The following is an 18,556-nucleotide window of genomic DNA, read 5'->3' as shown; positions in this document are numbered from 1 at the left end:
ACGTCCGCTTGAATGGCACGCCCTAGCTATCTGGTCGTATGAATGGACCATTCAAGCGATCACGGGTCTACTCCGCCGACAACGCAAACAACCGCATCTCCCGGTCGGTCCGGTTCTTGTACTCCCCGTACACCCGGATCATGGAGTTGAACGCGTCGTAGATGCGTGCCTTCTCGGGACCTTCGACGAGCGCGGCGGTCACTGAAATTTTCTTACCCCCGATGGCGACGGTGGCGTGCGGGTCCGCGAGGAGGTTGGACGTCCAGGCCGGGTGGTGCTGTTGGCCGAAGTTGCTGCCGACGACGAACAACTGCGCCCCCTCCCGGTAGTACAGCAGCGGCGACGTTCGTGGTTCGCCGGACTTGCGGCCGGTAGTGGTCAGCAAGACCACCGGCGCGGCGATGGGTCCGAGGATGGTGAATCTGCCGTTCGTGCGCTCCAGCAACCTGCGGTCGACACCCGCGAGATTTCGGATCACCCAGGACCCTGGCTTCGTCGCCGCGAACGCGATCGCCGGCTTTCGCATGATGCTGGTTTCGCTACCCCAGCGGACGTCTGGAAACGGTGATTCGGCCATGACCGATCTGACTCCCGCGGGTCACCTCGTGTCAACTGTGGACCCGCTACGCTGGCGGACATGGCCGAACCAGCGTCGAGCATCTACATCGCCTCCCCCGAGGGCGACACCGGTAAATCGACCATCGCCCTCGGCGTACTGCAGATGCTGTGCGCGTCGGCGGCTCGCGTCGGGGTGTTTCGTCCCATCGCAAGGTCGACGACGGAGACCGACTACATTCTCGAACTGCTCATCGACCACACGACGGCTGATCTGTCGTACGAACAGTCGCTCGGCGTCACGTACGAGGAGGTCCATTCGGATCCCGAAGCGGCGCTGAGCGAGATTGTCTCGAGGTTCCACGACGTCGCAGCTCAATGTGATGCCGTCGTCATCGTCGGCAGTGATTTCACCGACGTCGGTAGTCCGAGCGAGCTGAGCTTCAACGCGCGCGTCGCCGCCAACCTCGGCGCTCCCGTTCTACTCGCGCTTCGTGGATCGGAGAGGTCGACGGACGAGATCGTCCAGCTCGGCCAGCTGTGTCAGGCCGAACTTCGCCAGCACCACGCGCATCTCGCCGCCATCGTCGCGAATCGGTGCGACCCGGACAAGCTCGACGAGATCACCGCAGCGCTCGAACCACTCGGCGTTCCCGCGTGGAGCTTGCCCGAGATTCCGCTGCTGATCGCCCCGACCATGGCCGAACTGCTCGAGGCCGTGAACGGCGAGATGTACAGCGGTGACGCGGAACTGATGCAGCGCGAGGCACTTCGCGTCATGGTCGGCGGAATGACGGCTGAGCATATTCTCGAGCGCCTCACCGAAGGCGTCGTCGTCATCGCTCCCGCGGACCGGTCGGACGTACTTCTCGCCCTCGTCAATGCCCATGAGGCAGAGGGATTTCCGTCGCTCGCCGGCATCATCATGAATGGCGGCATCGAGCCGCACCCGGCCATCGCACGGCTCGTCGCCGGACTCGGTCCGCGGCTCCCGATCCTCACGACGGATCTCGGAACCTTCGACACCGCATCGGCCGCGGCAAAGGCCCGTGGGCGCGTTGCCGTAGGTTCCCAACGGAAGGTCGATACGGCGCTGAGCCTGATGGAACAACGCGTGGACGCCAAGACCCTGCTCAGCAGGCTCGAACTCGCCATCCCGTCCATCACGACGCCGCAGATGTTCGAATACCAGCTCATCCACCGTGCTCGGGCCAACCAGAAGCACATCGTGTTGCCCGAAGGCGGAGACGATCGCATCCTCAGGGCCGCAGGTCGCTTGCTTCAACGGCAGGTCGCGAAGCTGACGATCCTCGGCGAGGAGGGTCCGATCCGTAGGCGCGCGGCCGAGCTCGGCGTAGACCTCGGTGAAGCGCAGGTTCTCGACCCGAAGACGTCGGAGCATGCAGAAGACTTCGCCGCCGAGTACACCGAACTGCGCAAGCACAAGGGTATGCGCATCGAACGGGCCCGCGAGATCATGACCGACATCTCCTACTTCGGAACCATGATGGTCTACAAGGGGATTGCCGACGGTATGGTGTCTGGTGCTGCGCACACGACTGCGCACACGATCCGCCCGTCCTTCGAGATCATCAAAACGGCCGACGGTGTCGAGACTGTCTCCAGTATCTTCCTCATGTGCCTGTCCGATCGTGTTCTCGCCTACGGTGATTGCGCTATCGTGCCGGACCCCAGTGCCGAGCAGCTCGCCGATATCGCCATCTCGTCCGCTGTGACCTCCGAGCAGTTCGGGATCGAACCGAGAGTGGCAATGCTGTCCTACTCGACGGGTGACTCCGGCAGCGGGGCCGATGTCGACAAGGTCCGCGCCGCTACCAAGCTCGTTCGAGAACGCAACCCGGAGTTGTTGGTGGAAGGACCTATTCAGTACGACGCCGCCATCGAGCCATCGGTTGCCAAGTCGAAGCTTCCCGATTCCGAGGTGGCAGGGCGCGCGACAGTCTTCATCTTTCCCGACCTCAACACGGGCAACAACACCTACAAGGCAGTGCAGCGAAGCGCAGGCGCTGTTGCTGTCGGTCCGGTCTTGCAGGGCCTTCGCAAACCTGTGAACGACCTCTCCCGCGGCGCCTTGGTCGAGGACATCGTCAACACCGTTGCCATCACGGCGATTCAGGCACAGGGGCTGGGCGAATGAGTGTTCTCGTAGTCAATTCCGGCTCGTCGTCGGTCAAGTTCCAACTGGTGGAACCATCGAGCGGAGAGTCGCTCGCCTCGGGCCTCGTCGAGCAGATCGGTGAACCGGAAGGCCGGATCGTCCTCGAGTTTCGCGGTGAGGAGACAGAGAAGCGCCGGGAAATAGCCGACCACGGCGCGGGTCTGTCGGCGGCATTCGAGATGCTGCGCGACGCGGGCGTCGAACTCGGTTCCGAGGTCACCGCCGTCGGCCACCGCGTGGTGCACGGAGGTGAGGTCTTCTTTCGGCCGACGCTGATCGACGACGACGTTCTGAAGAAGATAGCGGACCTCAGTGAGCTTGCCCCGCTGCACAATCCGCCCAACGTGTTGGGAATCGAGGTGGCGCGTCACCAGCTTCCCGACGTCCCCCACGTCGCTGTGTTCGACACCGCGTTCTTCCACGGCCTGCCCGACGCAGCGAAGACGTACGCCATCGACCGCGACGTAGCGCAGGCTCACGGTATCCGGCGCTACGGCTTCCACGGAACCTCGCACGAATACGTCTCGCAGCAGGTCGCGCAGTTCTTCGGCCGCGCGGATCTGAATCAGATCGTCCTGCACCTCGGGAACGGGGCGTCGGCGTCGGCCATTCGAGCCGGCGACCCCATCGACACCTCGATGGGGCTCACGCCGCTCGAAGGTCTCGTCATGGGGACTCGAAGCGGAGACATCGATCCAGGTGTCGTCATGCACCTGCGTCGTAGTGCAGGCATGGACGTCGACGAGATCGACGAGTTGCTCAACCGCCGTTCCGGTCTGAAAGGGCTTGCCGGGGTCAACGACTTTCGCGTGCTCGGGCAGAGGATCGACGACGGTGACGCCGACGCGCAACTGGCGTACGACGTCTACATTCATCGCCTTCGGAAATACATCGGGGCGTACATGCTGGCCTTGGGCAGACTCGACGTCATCGCCTTCACGGCAGGCGTGGGGGAGAACTCGACAGGGGTGCGTGCTGACGCGCTGGCGAACCTGGAAGGCTTCGGGATCGAGATCGATGCCGACCGTAATGCCCTGCGCAGCAAAGATATACGGGCCATCTCGGCCGACTCGTCGACAGTGACGGTACTCGTCGTTCCCACCAACGAGGAGCTCGCGATAGCGCGGGCGGCGGAGACGGTCGCTCAGAACATCGACTGAGGCCTGATGGCGTTGGCGAGATCGACGAGCGTGTACCGGTGGGCTCGGTCGGTTGCGTTACGTGCCAGGGCGCGAAGTCCGATCTCGGTTCCGGTGCGTAGACCGTTCTCGGTGAACGGTGCGCCCAGGATGGGTTCGCGCTCGGCTTCGACTGCGTGCCCGGACCGTACCCAGTCCATTGCCATCGCCAGTACGAGCGTGCGCATCTGAAGAGCGCGTGGTTCGCGACGAGGCAGCATCGCCACTCTCCGGGCGGCCTCGCGGAAGTCGTCTTCTTCCAGGTCCGGTGCCGGGCGATCCATCAGTAGCGTCAGCACACTCGTCATACGTGCGACGGCATAGTGGCGGGAGCTGATCGGAACTTGGTCGAGGATGGCAACGGCGGCAGCCGGGTCGCTGCGGTACATCATCTGCCGAGCCAACCCGAACGCCGAACTGACCACTGCACGGTTGGTTCGCCACACCGACAGGTAGTACGACTCCGCGCATTCGCGCCACTTCTCGCGGTCGTCGGTGTCGAGCCGGTGGGTTCCCTCCATGATGAGCTCGGCGCTCGCGGCGAGAGCGATTTTCGGGGCCAGTTCGCCAGGCATGGCGTCGAGAACCTTCTCGAAATGCGCGGAGGCGTCGGAGTATTCGCCCTTCAGCAGGTCGAGTAGTCCGGAGTACCACTCGACTCGCCACGGATCGGGGCCGTCCGTGATCACCTGCTTCAGAACGGATTCCGCGGTTCCGGCATCCCCGAGGTCGATGTGCGCTTTCACTTCGGCCAACGTGATCTCCAGGCCGCCGGGGGAGCCGTCGGCAAACCGCTCGATTCCGTTGCGCCGCGCGTGCGCGAGGGAGTCCAAAGTCTGCTGAGGTTCGCTGTGTACGGCGGCTGCCAGCAGCGGTGCGCTCGGGTCGAGCGGATCCACCAACGGTACCGGCAGCGCCGACACGACTTCGCGAGCGCTGATTCGATCGCCGCGGATCTTGCCGTCGACGTACGTGTCGGTTCGCCCCACCGACTCCTCTGTGCCGAATGTGGTGCGCGGAGGGCTGAACGCTGTGGATAGGCCGGGGCGTTCGCTTCCGGTCTGCAGCGCGAGAATTTCGCGGAGCACACCCGTCGACTGACTTGCCAGCACCTCTGCGGAGGAAAATCGTTGCGCCGGATCTGGGTTGGTCGCCCGTTCGAGAAGCCGCTTGAACGACGGATACTTCTGCAGAATTTCGTGGTCCGCGGTCGACGGGATGCCGAGGTCGTACTTTCCCTTCGTCGACGGCATGTCGAGAGTGAGGACAGCCAGAGTTCGTCCCGCGGTGTAGATGTCCGACGCCACCGTCGGACCGGTCTCGACGATCTCGGGGGCCTGGTAACCCGCTGTGCCGTAGAGGTATCCGTAGTCCTCGATGCCGGCGACCGCTCCGAGGTCGATCAGTTTGATCTGGTCGTTTGTGACCATGATGTTCTCTGGCTTGAGATCGTTGTACACCAGTCCGATCGAGTGCAGATACGCCAGCGCGGGCAGCACTTCGAGGACGTAGGCGATAGCCTGCTCGACCGGCATGCGGGTGCCGTCGGGGCGCGCGGAGAGGATGTCACGTAGCGAGCGGCCACCGACGTACTCCATGACGATGAAACCGATCTTGGTGCCGTCGGTGCGCGGCTGCTCGACGAAGTTGTAGATCTTCACGACGCCCGGATGCGCTACCTCGGCCAGGAACTGACGCTCGGCGACGGCAACCGCGTGCGCTTCGTCGTCGCCGAAGTGCAACAGCCCCTTCAGAACCACCCAGCGGTCGCTGACGTTGCGGTCGATCGCAAGGTAGATCCAGCCGAGACCGCCGTGTGCGATGCACCCTTGGACCTCGTACTGCCCGACCACCAGATCGCCCGGCTCGAGCAGCGGGGTGAAGTCGTACCGGGATCCGCAATGAGGGCAGATTCCCGACGGTTTGTCCGGCTCGTCGTCCGTGCTTCTGCCCACCGGGGAATTGCACTTCCAACAGAACCGCTTTCGCTGCGGCACAGTGGGATCCGACATGACGGCCGTCGCCGGATCGACAGGGTCCACGCGCGGAATCTCCACCAAACCGGCACCGAGCCGACGTCTGGGGTCGGTGCGATGCGATCGACTCGACCGCGTGCGTCCCGAGGTCCGTGACGAACGAACAGGAGAGACCGTGGCTTGGGTTCTGTCGACGGCCTGGGTTCTGTCGGCAGCCGGGGTTCTGTCCACGGCCGCGGTGGCATCGGACGTCGGCGGACGCGGAGTTGCCTGTGTACGTTCCACAGCCTCAGTGCGTTCCCCAGCCTCGGTGCGGTCCACAGCCTCGGTGCGACTGACGGCTTGGGTACGTTCGGAAGCTTCGGTGAACTGGGAAGGAGCGGTGGAAGGACCGGTCGGGTTTTCGGGATCGCGCGTGCTCATGTCTTCGCTCAATCCACGTACTGGGGGAAGGGAGCACCCGGCGAACTACCGAGCACGGTGAGCCAACGGTTGTAGAAGCGGTTCCAGGTACCGTCGCGGCGGATTCGTTCGAGAGTTCCGTTGACGAAACGAACCAAATCCTCACTCTCCTTCTTGATGCCGACACCGTACGGCTCCGGACTGAGGCTGTCGCCGACCAGCTGGAGGTACGGGTCCTGCGCGGCGAGGCCTGCCAGGATGGTGTCGTCGGTGCTGATGGCGTCGACCTGTCGCTGCTGCAACACCACGAGGCAGTCGGACCACATTGCGGCCGTGATGATCTGGGCGGCCGGGACGATCCGCTGCAATCTGCGTAGCGACGTGGTGCCGTCGACGGCGCACACGCGCCGGTTCGCTAGATCGGCGACGCCGTTGATGCCCGATCCGCGCACGGCCAGAACTCGGTGTTGCGCCTGGAAGTACACCGTGGAGAACGCGACCTGCTCCTTGCGGGCGCAGGTGATGGTCATCGTCTTGACCACTACGTCTACCGTCGAATTCTGGAGAGCCTCGATGCGTTCGGCAGAGGTCAGGATGCGGAAGTCGACCAACTCCGGGTCGCCGAGCAGGTCCCGGGCGATCTCGCGGGCGATGTCCACGTCGAAGCCGACGAGTTTCCCCGTCATCGGGTCGCGGAAACTGAAGAGATTGCTGCCCGTGTCGAGACCGACGGTGAGGCGCCCGCGAGCCTTGATCGCGTCGATCGTCGGCGTGGGAGGGGTGTTCTCGGCTGCGAGTCCCGCAGGCGTGGGACGGAGACTGGCGGTCGGCCTCGCGCACTGCGCGTCCGGGGTGGCTGGGTCGGGTGCGTCGGTGGGCGGTCCTGCGCCGTCGGGGAGTGGTGGTTCGGTGTAGCTGACGTCCGGTTCGGGCGGCAACGGCTCGGGCGAAACACAACTCGTGACGAGTAACCCGACGAGGATCAGGGCGAGAAGTGACAGAAGCCTGTTCACAAGTATTCACGCAACCTCGGTATGAGACCTCCCGTGACCGCCGCTGCCGCGGCGACGGTGAGAACTATTGCGCCGGAAGACACTCCGGTGAGCGAGGTTTTGGCACGCTCGACGTTGCCACGGAGTTCGGAACGAGCGTCCTCGATACCACCGATGAGCATGTCGTCGAGAGACTTGAACTGAAAGGCGGAATCGGCAACTCCACTGCCGGTCGCGATGGTGACCGCGGTGTTGAAATCGCCGACGGTCAAGGCGTCGTCGATTCGGTCGTGGGCAATGCGCCACTTCGAGAGCGAGTCGGTCATCGCCGCATTATCGTCGAACAGATTTCCGAGTTGGTTTGTCTTCTCGGTGAATTCGGCGTTGTATTCACGTCTGCTGCCGCGCTGAACCAAATTGAGCGTTTCGTCGGAGCGAGCTTGCTGCGCGAAGATGAACCCGGTCGTCAGTTCCTGGAGAGGCGCGACACCGCGGTCGAGGGCGCGATGGGTCGCCGACGCCGAAATCAGGCCGGCCACCAGCATCCAGCCGAGCAACACCGTCACCAACGCCGACGCCGTCAGGAATCCCCAATTGAGGGTGCGGTGCGTTCGGCGGGAGAGATAGATCTGAGCCAGAACCAGCAGTGCCAGTGTCAGCACGATCAACGCGATCGCGAACACCGGAGGGTTGACGAACCGTTCCTGATCGGTGGATACGCGTGACGCCTGCTCGGTGTAGAGCCGCTCGGCTCTGGGCAGCAGCGAAGTCTGCATCAGCGTCGAAGCCTCGCCCAGATACGAAGAACCCACCGGGTTACCGCTTCGATTGTTCGACCTCGCGGTCTCGACCAATCCTGTGTAGACCGGGAAAGCTGCGCTGATCTCGGTGAGGACGGTACGTGCTTCGTCGTCGTTCTCCCCCAGACCGTTGGATGCGCGAATGAGTTCCGTGCCGGCTTCTCCGATTGCCTGCGCGTACCGGTCGCGGACCTCCTGCGGCTCCAGACCGCCCGCGATGAATGCCGTCGAGGCTGCCGCATCGGCGACTGACAGCGCGCCGTACAGATTCTGCGCCGAGTTGGCCAGCGGCTCGGTTCGGACGAGCAGGGAATCGAGAGTGTAGGCGCGGTCGGTCACGGCCTGCGAGGTGATGAAACCGGTGGAGACCGAGACGAGAACGAGGAGCAACCCGAGGGTGATCATGCGCACCGGCGTCGACCGCGCAAGGCGTCGTAGCTCTCGCCGCGAGTCGCTTTCCGAAGCCATAGCTGCTGTCGTGGGAGGTACGGCAGCAGTGGGTGTAGTGCCGACCACATTCACAGGTTCGAGCATATAAGTTCTGCGACCGGAGCGCGTGCGGCGACGCCGACACTCGGCGCGGAATTATCGCCCGAGCGCTTCCCGGCGGCGCAATCCCCGGGACGGCAGCTCTCGCCTAAGGTAGGGCAGTATGCGCGGCGACGGTGACGGGTGGGTAATCGGCGAGAACGGGACACGGCACTGGGGAAAGCACGGCGCCGCTGGTCTATTGCTTCGTGCGCCCTCGCCTGGCGGTGAGCCGACGGTGCTGCTGCAGCACCGAGCACTGTGGAGCCATCAGGGTGGAACGTGGGCGCTGCCGGGTGGTGCACGAGATTCGCACGAGAGCAGCGTCGACGCGGCTGTCCGCGAAGCGGACGAGGAAGCGGGCATCGGTTCGGAGCGGTTGCAGGTCCGGGGCGAGAAGGTCACCGCCCGAGTTGCGAGCGGGTGGTCGTACACGACAGTCGTCGCCGACGCCGATCACCAACTCGCCACGACCCCCAACGGCGAAAGCACCGAATTGCGATGGGTGCCCGAGGACTCGGTCGACCTGTTGCCTCTGCACCCGGGGTTCGCTGCCAGCTGGCCCGAGCTGCGCGCTACACCGCTTCGAGTGCTCCTCGACACGGCGAACGTCCTCGGATCGCGGCCGAACGGTTGGTGGCGGGACCGAAGCGGAGCGACCGGTGAATTGCTGACCTCGCTGGCCGAGGTGTTGCCGAGGACGGTGGAACTGCCCGACGGCAGTTTCGGCTGGCTCGACTCGATCGAAGCGGTGCTCGAGGGTGACGCCAGAGCCGCGCAGTTCGAGGACACGCGCATCCCGGTCTTTCATGCGGCCGGCAGCGGTGACGACGAGCTTGCCCGACGCGCACACGACGGCGACGCGTTGACCGCGCTCGTCACCGCCGATCGTGGGCTGCGCCAACGACTGCCGACAGCCGTTCAGGTGCTGTCACCATCGACCGTACTGGCCTGGCTCGACTAGCTCCGTCTGAGCTTCTCGGCGAGTTCCTGCGCGGCAGCCTGCGGGTCGCGGGCTGCAGTGATGGCGCGGACCACGACGATCCGGTCGGCGCCCGCGGCGAGAACCTCGTCGACGTTGTCTGCATCGATGCCGCCGATCGCGAACCAGGGCCGCGAAGGTGCCGACTCCGCGGTGCTGCGTAGAAGGTCGAGACCGGCCGCCTTTCGGTTCGGCTTGGTGGGAGTTGCCCACACCGGTCCCGTCGCGAAATAGTCGACGCCGTCCTCGATGGCCGCAAGGCTGGCCTGGCTTCGGTTCTGCGTCGACCGTCCGATGACCACGTCGGGCCCGAGGATCTGGCGGGCGTAGTGAACGGGTAGATCGCCCTGGCCCAGATGCAGGACATCTGCGCCCGACGCCAAAGCCAGGTCGGCCCTGTCGTTGACGGCGAGCAATGCACCGTGGCGCCTGGTCGCGGCCGACAGGATGGCCAGCGCGGCGATCTCGTCCTTGGCCTCGAGCGGGCCGTGTTCACGCTCACCGGCGGAGTTCTTGTCGCGGAGCTGAATGATGTCGACTCCGCCGGACAGGGCGGCCTCGGCGAACTGCGCGAGGTCACCGTGCTCACGGCGAGCGTCGGTGCACAGATACAGGCGAGCAGATGCCAAACGCTCGCGTGCCGATTGATTTCGGGAGCTCTGAGTGGGATGCACGATGCAAACGGTAGTCTGTGATCAGTTCGTAACGACACGGGAGTCCTGGGGTACGCGGGGCTGAGAGTGGACACGCCCGTCCTTACCGTCAATACCTGAACCGGATCATGCCGGCGCAGGGAGTGAGGTGGGTCAGGAAATGTCGACAACGCTTGCCGTCGTGGGTGGCGGCGTCATCGGTCTTGCCGTTGCGGCGCGCGCAGTGCGTGACGGGTGGACGGTCACCCTGTACGACCCGTCCGTCGGGTCGGGTGCGTCGTGGGTAGCCGGCGGCATGCTCGCACCGCTGTCGGAAGGGTGGCCCGGCGAACACGACCTGCTCGCGCTCGGTGCACAGTCCCTCGCACGGTGGCCCGAGTTCGCACGCAGCTTGGGAGTCGACGTCTTCTCCGCATCAGGATCGTTGACCGTCGCACTGGATTCGGCCGATGCCGCAGATCTGCGGACCATCGCAGAATTCGTCGGACAGCAAGGTCACGAGCTCGAGATTCTCGGCCGCGCACAGATCCGGGAACTCGAACCGTCGTTGGCGCAGAACATCCGCCTCGGGCTGCTCGCGCCCACCGAATCCGCCGTCGACAATCGGGCTCTGATCACTGCCCTGCTTCAGGCTGCCGACGGTGTGGAGTTCGTTGCCGATACCGTCGCCGATCTCGATTCGCTCGACGCCGACCAGATTGTCGTCGCGTCGGGCGCACAGACTGCGACACTGCTCCCTTCCGTGCCTGTTCGCGCCGTGAAGGGCGAGATCCTCAGGCTTCGCCGACGACCGAGTGCAGGGGAGGCACCCACGCGCACCATCCGCGGCAGCGTCCACGGCCGGCCCATCTACCTGGTTCCCCGCGGCGATGGGCTCGTGGTCGGAGCAACGCAATACGAATCCGGCCAGGACACGCAGGTGACCGTCGCAGGCGTCCGCGACCTCATCGCCGACGCCGAACGACTGATGCCGAGCATCGGCGAATACGAACTGTACGAGGCCGCTGCCGGACTACGCCCGATGAGCCCGGACGGACTCCCCGTCATCGGTCGCATCTCCGACCGCGTGATCGTCGCATCAGGACACGGACGCAACGGAATCCTGTTGACGCCCATCACCGCAGACGCTGTCTCGGCGCTACTCGCCGGCGACACACTCCCCGAGGCAAAGGCCGCCGATCCAGCCCGGTTCCCCAGAAAAGGTAGGCAAGAATGATCACTGTCAACGGCGAAGACCACGCCCTCTCCGAGGGGCTGACGATGCGTCAGTTGCTGACCCAGCTCTCCATGCCGGACAAGGGCATCGCCGTCGCCGTCGACGGCACAGTGCTGCCGAAGAGCCGATGGGACTTGACCACCGTCGAAAAGGGCTGGAACATCGAAGTTCTCACGGCGGTGCAGGGTGGATAGGGGTCGTTCCGCGGGCTCCACTCCCACCGACGAGGGTCGTTCCGCAGGCTCCACTCCTGAGGTGGCTGACGTGTTGAGAATTGCGGACAAGACTTTCGACTCCCGCCTCATCATGGGCACCGGGGGAGCGGCCAACCTGGCTGTACTCGAAGAGGCGCTCGTCGCGTCGGGGACCGAGTTGACCACCGTCGCGATGCGACGCGTCGACGCAGGCGGCGGCACCGGTGTGCTCGAGCTGCTGCGAAAGCTGAACATTGCGCCACTGCCGAACACCGCTGGTTGTCGCGGCGCAGCCGAAGCAGTGCTGACCGCTCAGCTGGGTCGCGAGGCCCTCGAAACGGACTGGGTCAAGCTCGAAGTGATCGCCGACGAACGGACCCTCCTGCCCGACGCCATCGAATTGGTCAAGGCAGCAGAACAACTCGTCGACGACGGTTTCAACGTTCTGCCGTACACCACCGACGATCCGGTGCTTGCCCGCAGGCTCGAAGACATCGGATGTGTCGCCGTCATGCCGCTCGGCGCACCCATCGGAACCGGTCTCGGCATTTCCAATCCGCACAATATCGAGATGATCGTCGACGCGGCAGGGGTGCCCGTGATCCTCGACGCGGGTATCGGGACCGCGAGCGACGCCGCCCTCGCGATGGAATTGGGTTGCGATGCAGTCCTGCTCGCTACGGCAGTCACACGCGCCAAGGATCCGGCGCTCATGGCGTCGGCGATGCGGCACGCGGTCTCGGCGGGGTTTCAGGCCCGCCGTGCCGGGCGAATCCCCAAGCGATTCTGGGCGCAGGCCAGTTCTCCGATGTAAGCGCCCGTCATCCGAAAGGATGACGAAGGTCGAGACTCGAGAGCGATGTGCTCGCCTACCTCGGTGATGCACAGTAAGTGCCATGATCGAAGTAGCGGGACTGACCAAGCAGTACGGAGCGGTGAAGGCAGTCGAAGACCTCACCTTCACCGTCAAACCAGGGATCGTGACCGGCTTCCTCGGACCCAACGGGGCAGGCAAGTCGACGACCATGCGGATGATCCTCGGATTGGACCGCCCCACCAGCGGGCACGCCCTGATCGAAGGCAAGCCCTACAGCCAACTCAAGCAGCCACTGCGTACCGTCGGCGCGCTTCTCGACGCCAAGTGGGTGCACCCGAATCGCTCGGCGCGCGCGCATCTCGAGTGGATGGCCGCATCCAACGGAATTCCGAAGTCGCGTGTCGACGAGGTGCTTCGGTTGGTCGGCCTCAGCGAGGTCGCGAAGAAGAATGCCGGCGGCTTCTCACTGGGAATGTCGCAGCGTCTCGGTTTGGCCGGCGCACTGCTCGGTGACCCGAAGGTGCTGCTGTTCGACGAGCCGGTCAACGGACTCGATCCGGAGGGGATCGTCTGGATTCGAAAGTTCATGCAGCGCTTGGCTGCCGAAGGCCGGACGGTTCTCGTGTCGAGCCACCTCCTGTCCGAAATGGCCCAGACGGCAGAGCATCTCATCGTCATCGGACGAGGCAAGCTCATCTCGGACACGCCCGTCCAGACGTTCATCGACAATGCATCGGAAGCGTCGGTGCGCGTGCGCAGTCCGCAACTCGATGCCTTGCGCAGCGCGTTGACCTCGGCCGGACTCACAGTTCGTGATCCGGACGCAGGGAAAGAACTCCTGCCCTCGTTGGTCGTGGTCAATTCCACGACCGACACGATCGGCGACATCGCCGGTAGGGCAGGAATCATACTTCACGAATTGTCATCGCAACGTGGGTCTTTGGAAGAAGCATTCATGAAGCTCACCGGTGAGGACGTTCAGTATCACGGCGCAGGAGCCGATTCCATGGGAGGTGCACTCTGATGGGTGTATTGGCAGCAGAACGAATCAAGTTCACCACCACGAAGTCACCTTGGTGGTGCAGCGCCATCGTCGTGGTCCTCGGCCTCGGCTTCGGCGCATTGCTCGGCCTCGCCGCCAAGCTTGCTACCGACGCCGACAACATGGGTGAGATTCCCCCGACCACTGCTTACGATGTGGTGGGAAGCGGTGTCGGTGGTTTCGGGATCATGGTCCTGATGATCCTCGCCGCGCTGACCGTGACCAGCGAATACCGCTTCGGTTTGATTCGTACGACCTTCCAGGCCGTCACGAATCGGGCGTCCGTGCTCGGTGCGAAAGCGCTGATCGTGGGCGTGTACGGAGCAGTCCTGTCGCTCGTCCTCGCCTTCGGTGCGTTCTATCTGGCGAAAGCCCTTGCCGGAGAAGAAGCAGGCGCGCTCTTGAGCTTCGACGTCGACGGCACGTGGCGCGTGATCTACGGAACGGCGATTCTGGCCTTCCTGCAGATCGTCCTCGCTGTTGGCGTCGGTGCGTTGCTGCGTCAGTCGGCAGGCGCGATCGCAGTGCTCCTGCTGTGGCCGTTGCTGCTGGAGAACCTTGTGGGAATCATCCCGAAGGTCGGCGAGAAGATTCAGCCGTTCCTGCCCTTCCAGAACGCCAACCACTTCCTCGGTGCGGGTGGGGGCATCGACTTCCACTGGGGCCCGATCGGCAGCTTGATCTACTTCATCGCTTTCACCGCGGTCGTCTTCGGCGCAGCGGTGCTGGTGGTCAATCGTCGAGACGCATGACGTAAGTGCCGCTAGGGTGCTTGCATGCGACGGATGAACCTACTTGCAAGTCTCGCAGTCGGCGCTCTCGTTCTGGCCGGTTGCTCCACTTCTTCGGACAATTCCGAGGAGCCGGAGCAGCCGGCCAGTTCCGTTCCCACCCCGATTGCGACGCCCGACGGGCCTTCGCTGGCCGACGCCATCACCGAGGACGCCGTCGTAGGTCACCTCGAGGAACTCGAACGAATTGCGTCGGAGAACGACGGAAACAGAGCCGCAGGAACTCCCGGATACGATGCCAGCGTCGACTACGTCAAGGGCAAGTTGGAGGCAGCCGGATTCGACGTGGAGACACCCGAGTTCGACTTCGACCAATTCACCGCCGACACCCAGTTGCTGTCCGCTGGTGAGCAGCAGTTCTCGGTTGCGGCATTGCAGTATTCGCCGTCCACGCCCGAAGACGGCATCACCGCTCGCGTGGTCGTAGCACCCGCCGACGAGACACCCGGTTGCGAGGCAACGGATTACGCAGGCCTCGACCTCACCGGTTCCATCGTCGTGGTGAACCGTGGGTCCTGCCCGTTCGGTGCAAAGCAGACCGTGGCAGCAGATCTCGGAGCGGTCGCGGTAGTCGTCGTCAACAATCAGCCAGGGCCACTCGACGGTTCCACTCTGGGCGGCGCGGACATCGCCAGAATCCCCACCGGGGGCGTGAGTCAGGAAGACGGCGCCGCGGTTGCGGCAGCGCCCGAACTGACGTTGACGCTCGACACCGAAACTACTACGACCAAGAGCCGCAACATCATTGCGCAGACCAAGACGGGTGACACCTCCAACGTCGTCGTTGCAGGTGCGCACCTGGACAGCGTTCCCGAAGGGCCCGGCATCAACGACAACGGCACCGGCACCGCGGCCGTTCTGGAGTCTGCGCTGCAACTCGGCGCCGAACCCGAGGTCACCAACGCCGTCCGGTTCACGTTCTGGGGAGCCGAGGAGCTCGGACTCGTCGGATCCACGAAGTACGTCGAAGGACTGAGCGACGAGGACAAGGCCAACATCGCGCTCTACCTGAACTTCGACATGATCGGCTCGCACAACGCCGGTTACCTCGCCTACGACGGTGACGACTCCGACAAGGTGGGTGAGCCTGCAGGTCCCACGGGGTCCGACGCCATCGAGCGTGTCTTCGTCGAACGTCTCGGTGAGGAGGGCATCGCTGCCGACGGCACCGACTTCGACGGACGGTCCGACTACGGCCCGTTCATCGAGGTCGGAATTCCCGCGGGTGGGGTGTTCAGCGGGGCCGACGAGGAGAAGACACCTGCGCAGGCCGAGAAGTGGGGCGGCACCGCCGGTGAGACGTTCGACGAGAACTACCACACGGCCGAGGACACTTTGGCCAACGTCGACCGCGAAGCGCTCGCGAAGAACGCATCGGCGATCGGGTTCGGAATCGGTACCTATGCCCAGTCGGTCGAGGGGCCGAACGGCGTGCCCGTCGGTCCTGCGCGCGAGGCTGCACGAGCGGAACAGTAGTTGTGTGTAACCGTCGGTTACGCTCGTTTTCATGAACCCGTACGTGGCGTCGACCCTCCGATGGGTGCGCGGTGTCAACCGCAGCCCGGCGGTGGTCGACGTCGTACGGCGGTGCGGCGGATCCTCCCCGGCGACCCGACGTTCGGCGATCCGCTGTCGATGGCCGGCTCGGGATCGGCGTTGGCGGTTGCCCGCGCGGCCGACAGGTTCCTCGACGACGAACCAGGCGCGTCGCGCGAGGTCGGTCTCGGTGCACTACAGCTGTGGCAGGCGGTGTTGGAACGAACCGGACGCGGCCGCGGTGAACGCGACGTCACGATTGTGTTCACCGACCTCGTGGGATTCTCGTCGTGGTCCCTCGTGGCAGGAGACACCGACACTCTGACACTGCTGCGCAAGGTGTCCAAGGCTGTCGAGCCTGCCGTGGCGGCGAACGGCGGCCATGTCGTCAAACGTCTGGGTGATGGCGTCATGGCGGTCTTCTATCGGCCCGACCAGGCGCTCACAGCCGCGGTGGCCGCGCGCGAGGCACTCGCATTCGTGGACGTCGACGGATACACGCCGACGATGCGAGTCGGCATTCACACCGGTAGCCCACGTCAGATCGGTTCGGACTGGCTCGGCGTCGACGTCACCGTTGCGGCGAGGGTCATGCAGACCGGCGGCAACGGCAACCTCATGATGTCGCAGGTCGCGTTCGACGCACTTCCCGCAGGTACCCTCGAGGAACTCGGGCTCGCGGCGAGGCCTTATCGACGCGGCTTCTTCGCCCCGAAGCTCAACGGTGTCCCGGAGGACTTGAAGATTCTGCGGCTAGTGCAGTCTCCACAGAGGTGACACCGGCCCGTGTCCCGCGCCCAGGTCGTAGGACGCTGCCAGGCATGCGGTGACCCACTCCTTGCCGAATGCGACGGCGTCCGGAACCGAGTAACCGTTGGCCAGCGCGCACGCGATGGCGGCCGCGAGCGTGTCTCCGCCGCCGTGATCGTTGCCGGTGTCGATCCGAGGGCTGGAGAACTCCAGGAACTTGTCACCGTCGAACAGAATGTCCGTGCTCTTGTCCGATGTCCTCAGGTGCCCGCCTTTCACCAGCGACCACTGCGCGCCGAGAGAATGCAGGGCCTCGGCCGCGGCATGCGCGGTGGCGTCGTCGACGACGTCGATGCCGGTGATGAGGCGGATCTCGTCGAGATTGGGTGTCACGAGAGTCGCGATAGGGAAAAGCGTGTTCCTGACGGCACCGAGTGCTTCCTCGTGCAGGAGAGGGTCGCCGTGCATCGACGCGCACACCGGGTCGACGACGAGCGGGATCGATCCGTTCCGACCGATGCCGACCTCGGTGCACACTGCCGTCACCGCCTCGATGATCTGGGTCGACGCGAGCATGCCGGTCTTGGCGGCGCTGACGCCGATGTCGCTTGCGACCACTCGAATCTGATCGGCCACCACGCTGGGTGGGATCTCGTGAAAGCCGCTGACTCCGACGGTGTTCTGCACGGTGACCGCCGCGACGGCGACGCAGGCATGGACCCCGCACAGTGCCATGGTGCGACTGTCGGCTTGAATGCCCGCGCCACCACCGGAATCGGTGCCGGCGATGGTGAGTGCGCGGACGGGCGTCGCGCCGTTGGGGGTCAGCGGTAGGAACTTCACGATGAGTGACAGTACCGGCAGCGATGTAACTCGCAGCGACAGATGCGTGGATCGGCATGAATGTTGTTGCATCACAACACTGATCGCAGCTCTATATGACGATTACCAGCGCGCGTGTTGCAACGAGGTTGCAGACCTACGGAACCGAAGGTTTGTTGGTACAAACGGGTGACAAGCTAAGTAATCGCATGTTTAATAGTGGTGCAGGTCACATAAAGATCACAGACGCTCCACCCAACCATCTATCCAAGTAAAGGAGGTGACCCATGCTTGCCAGTACTCCCAGTGCAGATGTCTCCATCAATACCGACCAGAACCGCTTCGAGTTGAGGCTCAACGGTGATCTGGTAGGAATCGTCGGCTACTTCGAAGTCGAGTCCACCACCAAGCGCAGTCGAACCCATGTTGTGTCGTTCATGCACACCGTCGTCACCGAGGATTTCGGGCATCAAGGCCTCGCGGCAATTCTCGTCCGCAGATCACTGGACAGTGCTCGGTCGTATGGATGGAAGGTGAAGCCGGTCTGTACCTACGTGCAGCGGTTCGTTTCCGCCAATCCAGAGTATTCGGACGTCGTCGTCCCACTCTGAAGATCTCCCACTTTCACGATCCCTGACGTAACGGTTGCAACTCGGCGCTGCGTCGAATTGCTATCCGAAATCTCGGTCGCGAGACAGGACTGGTCGCCGCCGCGACGATGGTGGCATGGATCACGATCGATTGGATCTCGCGTCGCCTTCAACCCTCGCGTCGGCGGTTCGTATCGAGGACAACGTCACCCACGCGCGTTTCGACCTGTTCGTCGCCGACGATCTCGTCGGGATTCTGGGCTATCGGGATGCGGGCGACGGGGCCGTTGCCTTCATGCATACGGTCGTCAAGGAGGAATTCGGCGATCGGGGGTGGGCCGCTGTGCTCGTCCGGGGCGCGCTGAACACCGCCAGGGACAGGGGATGGCGCATCGTCCCGATCTGCACCTATGTTCGCCGATACCTCGCGCGGAACCCTGAATTCCTCGACCTGATCGAGTAGATGCGAGAGCACTGCTCTTGCGCGCGGCGATGCGCCGGTGAATACTGCTCTCAACGGAGAGCGACGCTCTCCGATTGAGGGAGAGTGAAA

Annotated in this window: 17 protein-coding genes, 1 pseudogene and 1 riboswitch; of the genes and pseudogenes, 12 read left to right on the top strand and 6 right to left on the bottom strand. The window is 64.2% G+C overall.

Annotation, left to right across the window (positions count from 1 at the left end):
* Positions 1 to 67: 67 nt before the first annotated feature.
* Positions 68 to 577, bottom strand: a complete 510-nt coding sequence (locus tag D8W71_RS26090; protein ID WP_121117921.1) for a nitroreductase/quinone reductase family protein — start codon at positions 575 to 577, stop codon at positions 68 to 70.
* Positions 578 to 637: 60 nt separating this feature from the next.
* On the opposite strand from D8W71_RS26090, the gene pta reads away from it, so the two are divergent.
* Both pta and D8W71_RS26080 read left to right on the top strand, forming a co-directional pair.
* Complete coding sequence (gene pta / locus D8W71_RS26085; RefSeq protein WP_121117919.1) at positions 638 to 2,713, top strand: phosphate acetyltransferase; 2,076 nt, start codon at positions 638 to 640, stop codon at positions 2,711 to 2,713.
* Positions 2,710 to 3,894, top strand: a complete 1,185-nt coding sequence (locus D8W71_RS26080; protein WP_121117917.1) for an acetate kinase — start codon at positions 2,710 to 2,712, stop codon at positions 3,892 to 3,894. The genes pta and D8W71_RS26080 overlap by 4 nt, the downstream gene beginning before the upstream one ends.
* On the opposite strand, the gene D8W71_RS26075 is transcribed toward D8W71_RS26080, so the two are convergent.
* Genes D8W71_RS26075 through D8W71_RS26065 form a run of 3 tightly spaced genes read right to left on the bottom strand, consistent with a single transcriptional unit; the run spans position 3,879 to position 8,550 of the window.
* Positions 3,879 to 6,323, bottom strand: a complete 2,445-nt coding sequence (locus D8W71_RS26075; protein WP_442971999.1) for a tetratricopeptide repeat protein — start codon at positions 6,321 to 6,323, stop codon at positions 3,879 to 3,881. The genes D8W71_RS26080 and D8W71_RS26075 overlap by 16 nt on opposite strands.
* A complete protein-coding gene (locus D8W71_RS26070) occupies positions 6,320 to 7,303 on the bottom strand; it encodes a transporter substrate-binding domain-containing protein (protein WP_121117915.1) in 984 nt (327 codons plus the stop codon). Before D8W71_RS26070 ends, D8W71_RS26075 begins: the two co-directional genes overlap by 4 nt.
* Positions 7,300 to 8,550 (bottom strand): hypothetical protein, encoded by a 1,251-nt coding sequence (locus D8W71_RS26065; protein WP_236077615.1) that lies wholly within the window; start codon positions 8,548 to 8,550, stop codon positions 7,300 to 7,302. The genes D8W71_RS26070 and D8W71_RS26065 overlap by 4 nt, the downstream gene beginning before the upstream one ends.
* A gap of 184 nt (positions 8,551 to 8,734) precedes the next feature.
* On the opposite strand from D8W71_RS26065, the gene D8W71_RS26060 reads away from it, so the two are divergent.
* Complete coding sequence (locus D8W71_RS26060; RefSeq protein ID WP_121117913.1) at positions 8,735 to 9,574, top strand: NUDIX hydrolase; 840 nt, start codon at positions 8,735 to 8,737, stop codon at positions 9,572 to 9,574.
* Here D8W71_RS26060 and thiE read toward each other — a convergent pair.
* Positions 9,571 to 10,266, bottom strand: coding sequence for a thiamine phosphate synthase (gene thiE, locus D8W71_RS26055; protein WP_121117911.1), 696 nt, complete (start codon positions 10,264 to 10,266; stop codon positions 9,571 to 9,573). The two genes, D8W71_RS26060 and thiE, sit on opposite strands and share 4 nt — an antisense overlap.
* Before the next feature lie 26 nt (positions 10,267 to 10,292).
* Positions 10,293 to 10,405: riboswitch (TPP riboswitch) on the top strand.
* On the opposite strand from thiE, the gene thiO reads away from it, so the two are divergent.
* The 7 genes and pseudogenes from thiO (at position 10,406) to D8W71_RS26020 (ending at position 16,618) form a co-directional block, all read left to right on the top strand.
* Positions 10,406 to 11,461: a glycine oxidase ThiO gene (gene thiO, locus D8W71_RS26050; RefSeq protein WP_121119946.1), complete on the top strand. Its 1,056-nt coding sequence runs from the start codon at positions 10,406 to 10,408 to the stop codon at positions 11,459 to 11,461. It begins immediately after the preceding riboswitch.
* On the top strand, positions 11,458 to 11,655 hold the full coding sequence (gene thiS, locus D8W71_RS26045) for a sulfur carrier protein ThiS (RefSeq protein ID WP_121117909.1): 198 nt from the start codon (positions 11,458 to 11,460) through the stop codon (positions 11,653 to 11,655). Before thiO ends, thiS begins: the two co-directional genes overlap by 4 nt.
* A 61-nt stretch (positions 11,656 to 11,716) precedes the next feature.
* Positions 11,717 to 12,469 (top strand): thiazole synthase, encoded by a 753-nt coding sequence (locus D8W71_RS26040; protein WP_121119944.1) that lies wholly within the window; start codon positions 11,717 to 11,719, stop codon positions 12,467 to 12,469.
* Between the two features lie 82 nt (positions 12,470 to 12,551).
* A complete protein-coding gene (locus D8W71_RS26035) occupies positions 12,552 to 13,496 on the top strand; it encodes an ATP-binding cassette domain-containing protein (RefSeq protein ID WP_121117907.1) in 945 nt (314 codons plus the stop codon).
* Complete coding sequence (locus D8W71_RS26030; RefSeq protein WP_121117905.1) at positions 13,496 to 14,266, top strand: ABC transporter permease; 771 nt, start codon at positions 13,496 to 13,498, stop codon at positions 14,264 to 14,266. Before D8W71_RS26035 ends, D8W71_RS26030 begins: the two co-directional genes overlap by 1 nt.
* Positions 14,267 to 14,290: 24 nt before the next feature.
* Complete coding sequence (locus D8W71_RS26025; RefSeq protein ID WP_121117903.1) at positions 14,291 to 15,781, top strand: M28 family peptidase; 1,491 nt, start codon at positions 14,291 to 14,293, stop codon at positions 15,779 to 15,781.
* A gap of 31 nt (positions 15,782 to 15,812) precedes the next feature.
* A pseudogene (locus tag D8W71_RS26020) lies at positions 15,813 to 16,618 on the top strand (adenylate/guanylate cyclase domain-containing protein).
* Here the strand turns inward: D8W71_RS26020 and thiD are convergent.
* Positions 16,595 to 17,434 carry a bifunctional hydroxymethylpyrimidine kinase/phosphomethylpyrimidine kinase gene (thiD, locus tag D8W71_RS26015; RefSeq protein ID WP_121119942.1) on the bottom strand — a complete coding sequence of 280 codons (840 nt, stop codon included), beginning with the start codon at positions 17,432 to 17,434 and terminating at the stop codon, positions 16,595 to 16,597. The pseudogene D8W71_RS26020 and the gene thiD sit on opposite strands and share 24 nt — an antisense overlap.
* 266 nt (positions 17,435 to 17,700) lie before the next feature.
* On the opposite strand from thiD, the gene D8W71_RS26010 reads away from it, so the two are divergent.
* Together D8W71_RS26010 and D8W71_RS26005 are read left to right on the top strand one after the other, a co-directional pair.
* A complete protein-coding gene (locus D8W71_RS26010) occupies positions 17,701 to 18,024 on the top strand; it encodes a GNAT family N-acetyltransferase (RefSeq protein ID WP_121117901.1) in 324 nt (107 codons plus the stop codon).
* 115 nt (positions 18,025 to 18,139) lie between these two features.
* A complete protein-coding gene (locus D8W71_RS26005) occupies positions 18,140 to 18,466 on the top strand; it encodes a GNAT family N-acetyltransferase (RefSeq protein ID WP_121117899.1) in 327 nt (108 codons plus the stop codon).
* Positions 18,467 to 18,556: the final 90 nt, after the last annotated feature.

It is taken from the genome of Rhodococcus sp. P1Y, assembly GCF_003641205.1.
Classification (GTDB): domain Bacteria; phylum Actinomycetota; class Actinomycetes; order Mycobacteriales; family Mycobacteriaceae; genus Rhodococcoides.
This window is presented reverse-complemented; position numbering and strand designations above follow the sequence as displayed.

What these genes read in the sequence shown, in the direction of transcription:
- D8W71_RS26005 (WP_121117899.1), top strand. Translation starts at nt 18,140, where the DNA reads ATGGATCACGATCGATTGGATCTCGCGTCGCCTTCAACCCTCGCGTCG.
- thiS (WP_121117909.1), top strand. Translation starts at nt 11,458, where the DNA reads ATGATCACTGTCAACGGCGAAGACCACGCCCTCTCCGAGGGGCTGACG.
- D8W71_RS26035 (WP_121117907.1), top strand. Translation starts at nt 12,552, where the DNA reads ATGATCGAAGTAGCGGGACTGACCAAGCAGTACGGAGCGGTGAAGGCA.
- pta (WP_121117919.1), top strand. Translation starts at nt 638, where the DNA reads ATGGCCGAACCAGCGTCGAGCATCTACATCGCCTCCCCCGAGGGCGAC.
- D8W71_RS26080 (WP_121117917.1), top strand. Translation starts at nt 2,710, where the DNA reads ATGAGTGTTCTCGTAGTCAATTCCGGCTCGTCGTCGGTCAAGTTCCAA.
- D8W71_RS26030 (WP_121117905.1), top strand. Translation starts at nt 13,496, where the DNA reads ATGGGTGTATTGGCAGCAGAACGAATCAAGTTCACCACCACGAAGTCA.
- D8W71_RS26065 (WP_236077615.1), bottom strand. Translation starts at nt 8,550, where the DNA reads ATGGCTTCGGAAAGCGACTCGCGGCGAGAGCTACGACGCCTTGCGCGG.
- thiO (WP_121119946.1), top strand. Translation starts at nt 10,406, where the DNA reads ATGTCGACAACGCTTGCCGTCGTGGGTGGCGGCGTCATCGGTCTTGCC.
- D8W71_RS26025 (WP_121117903.1), top strand. Translation starts at nt 14,291, where the DNA reads ATGCGACGGATGAACCTACTTGCAAGTCTCGCAGTCGGCGCTCTCGTT.
- D8W71_RS26090 (WP_121117921.1), bottom strand. Translation starts at nt 577, where the DNA reads ATGGCCGAATCACCGTTTCCAGACGTCCGCTGGGGTAGCGAAACCAGC.
- D8W71_RS26010 (WP_121117901.1), top strand. Translation starts at nt 17,701, where the DNA reads ATGCTTGCCAGTACTCCCAGTGCAGATGTCTCCATCAATACCGACCAG.
- D8W71_RS26060 (WP_121117913.1), top strand. Translation starts at nt 8,735, where the DNA reads ATGCGCGGCGACGGTGACGGGTGGGTAATCGGCGAGAACGGGACACGG.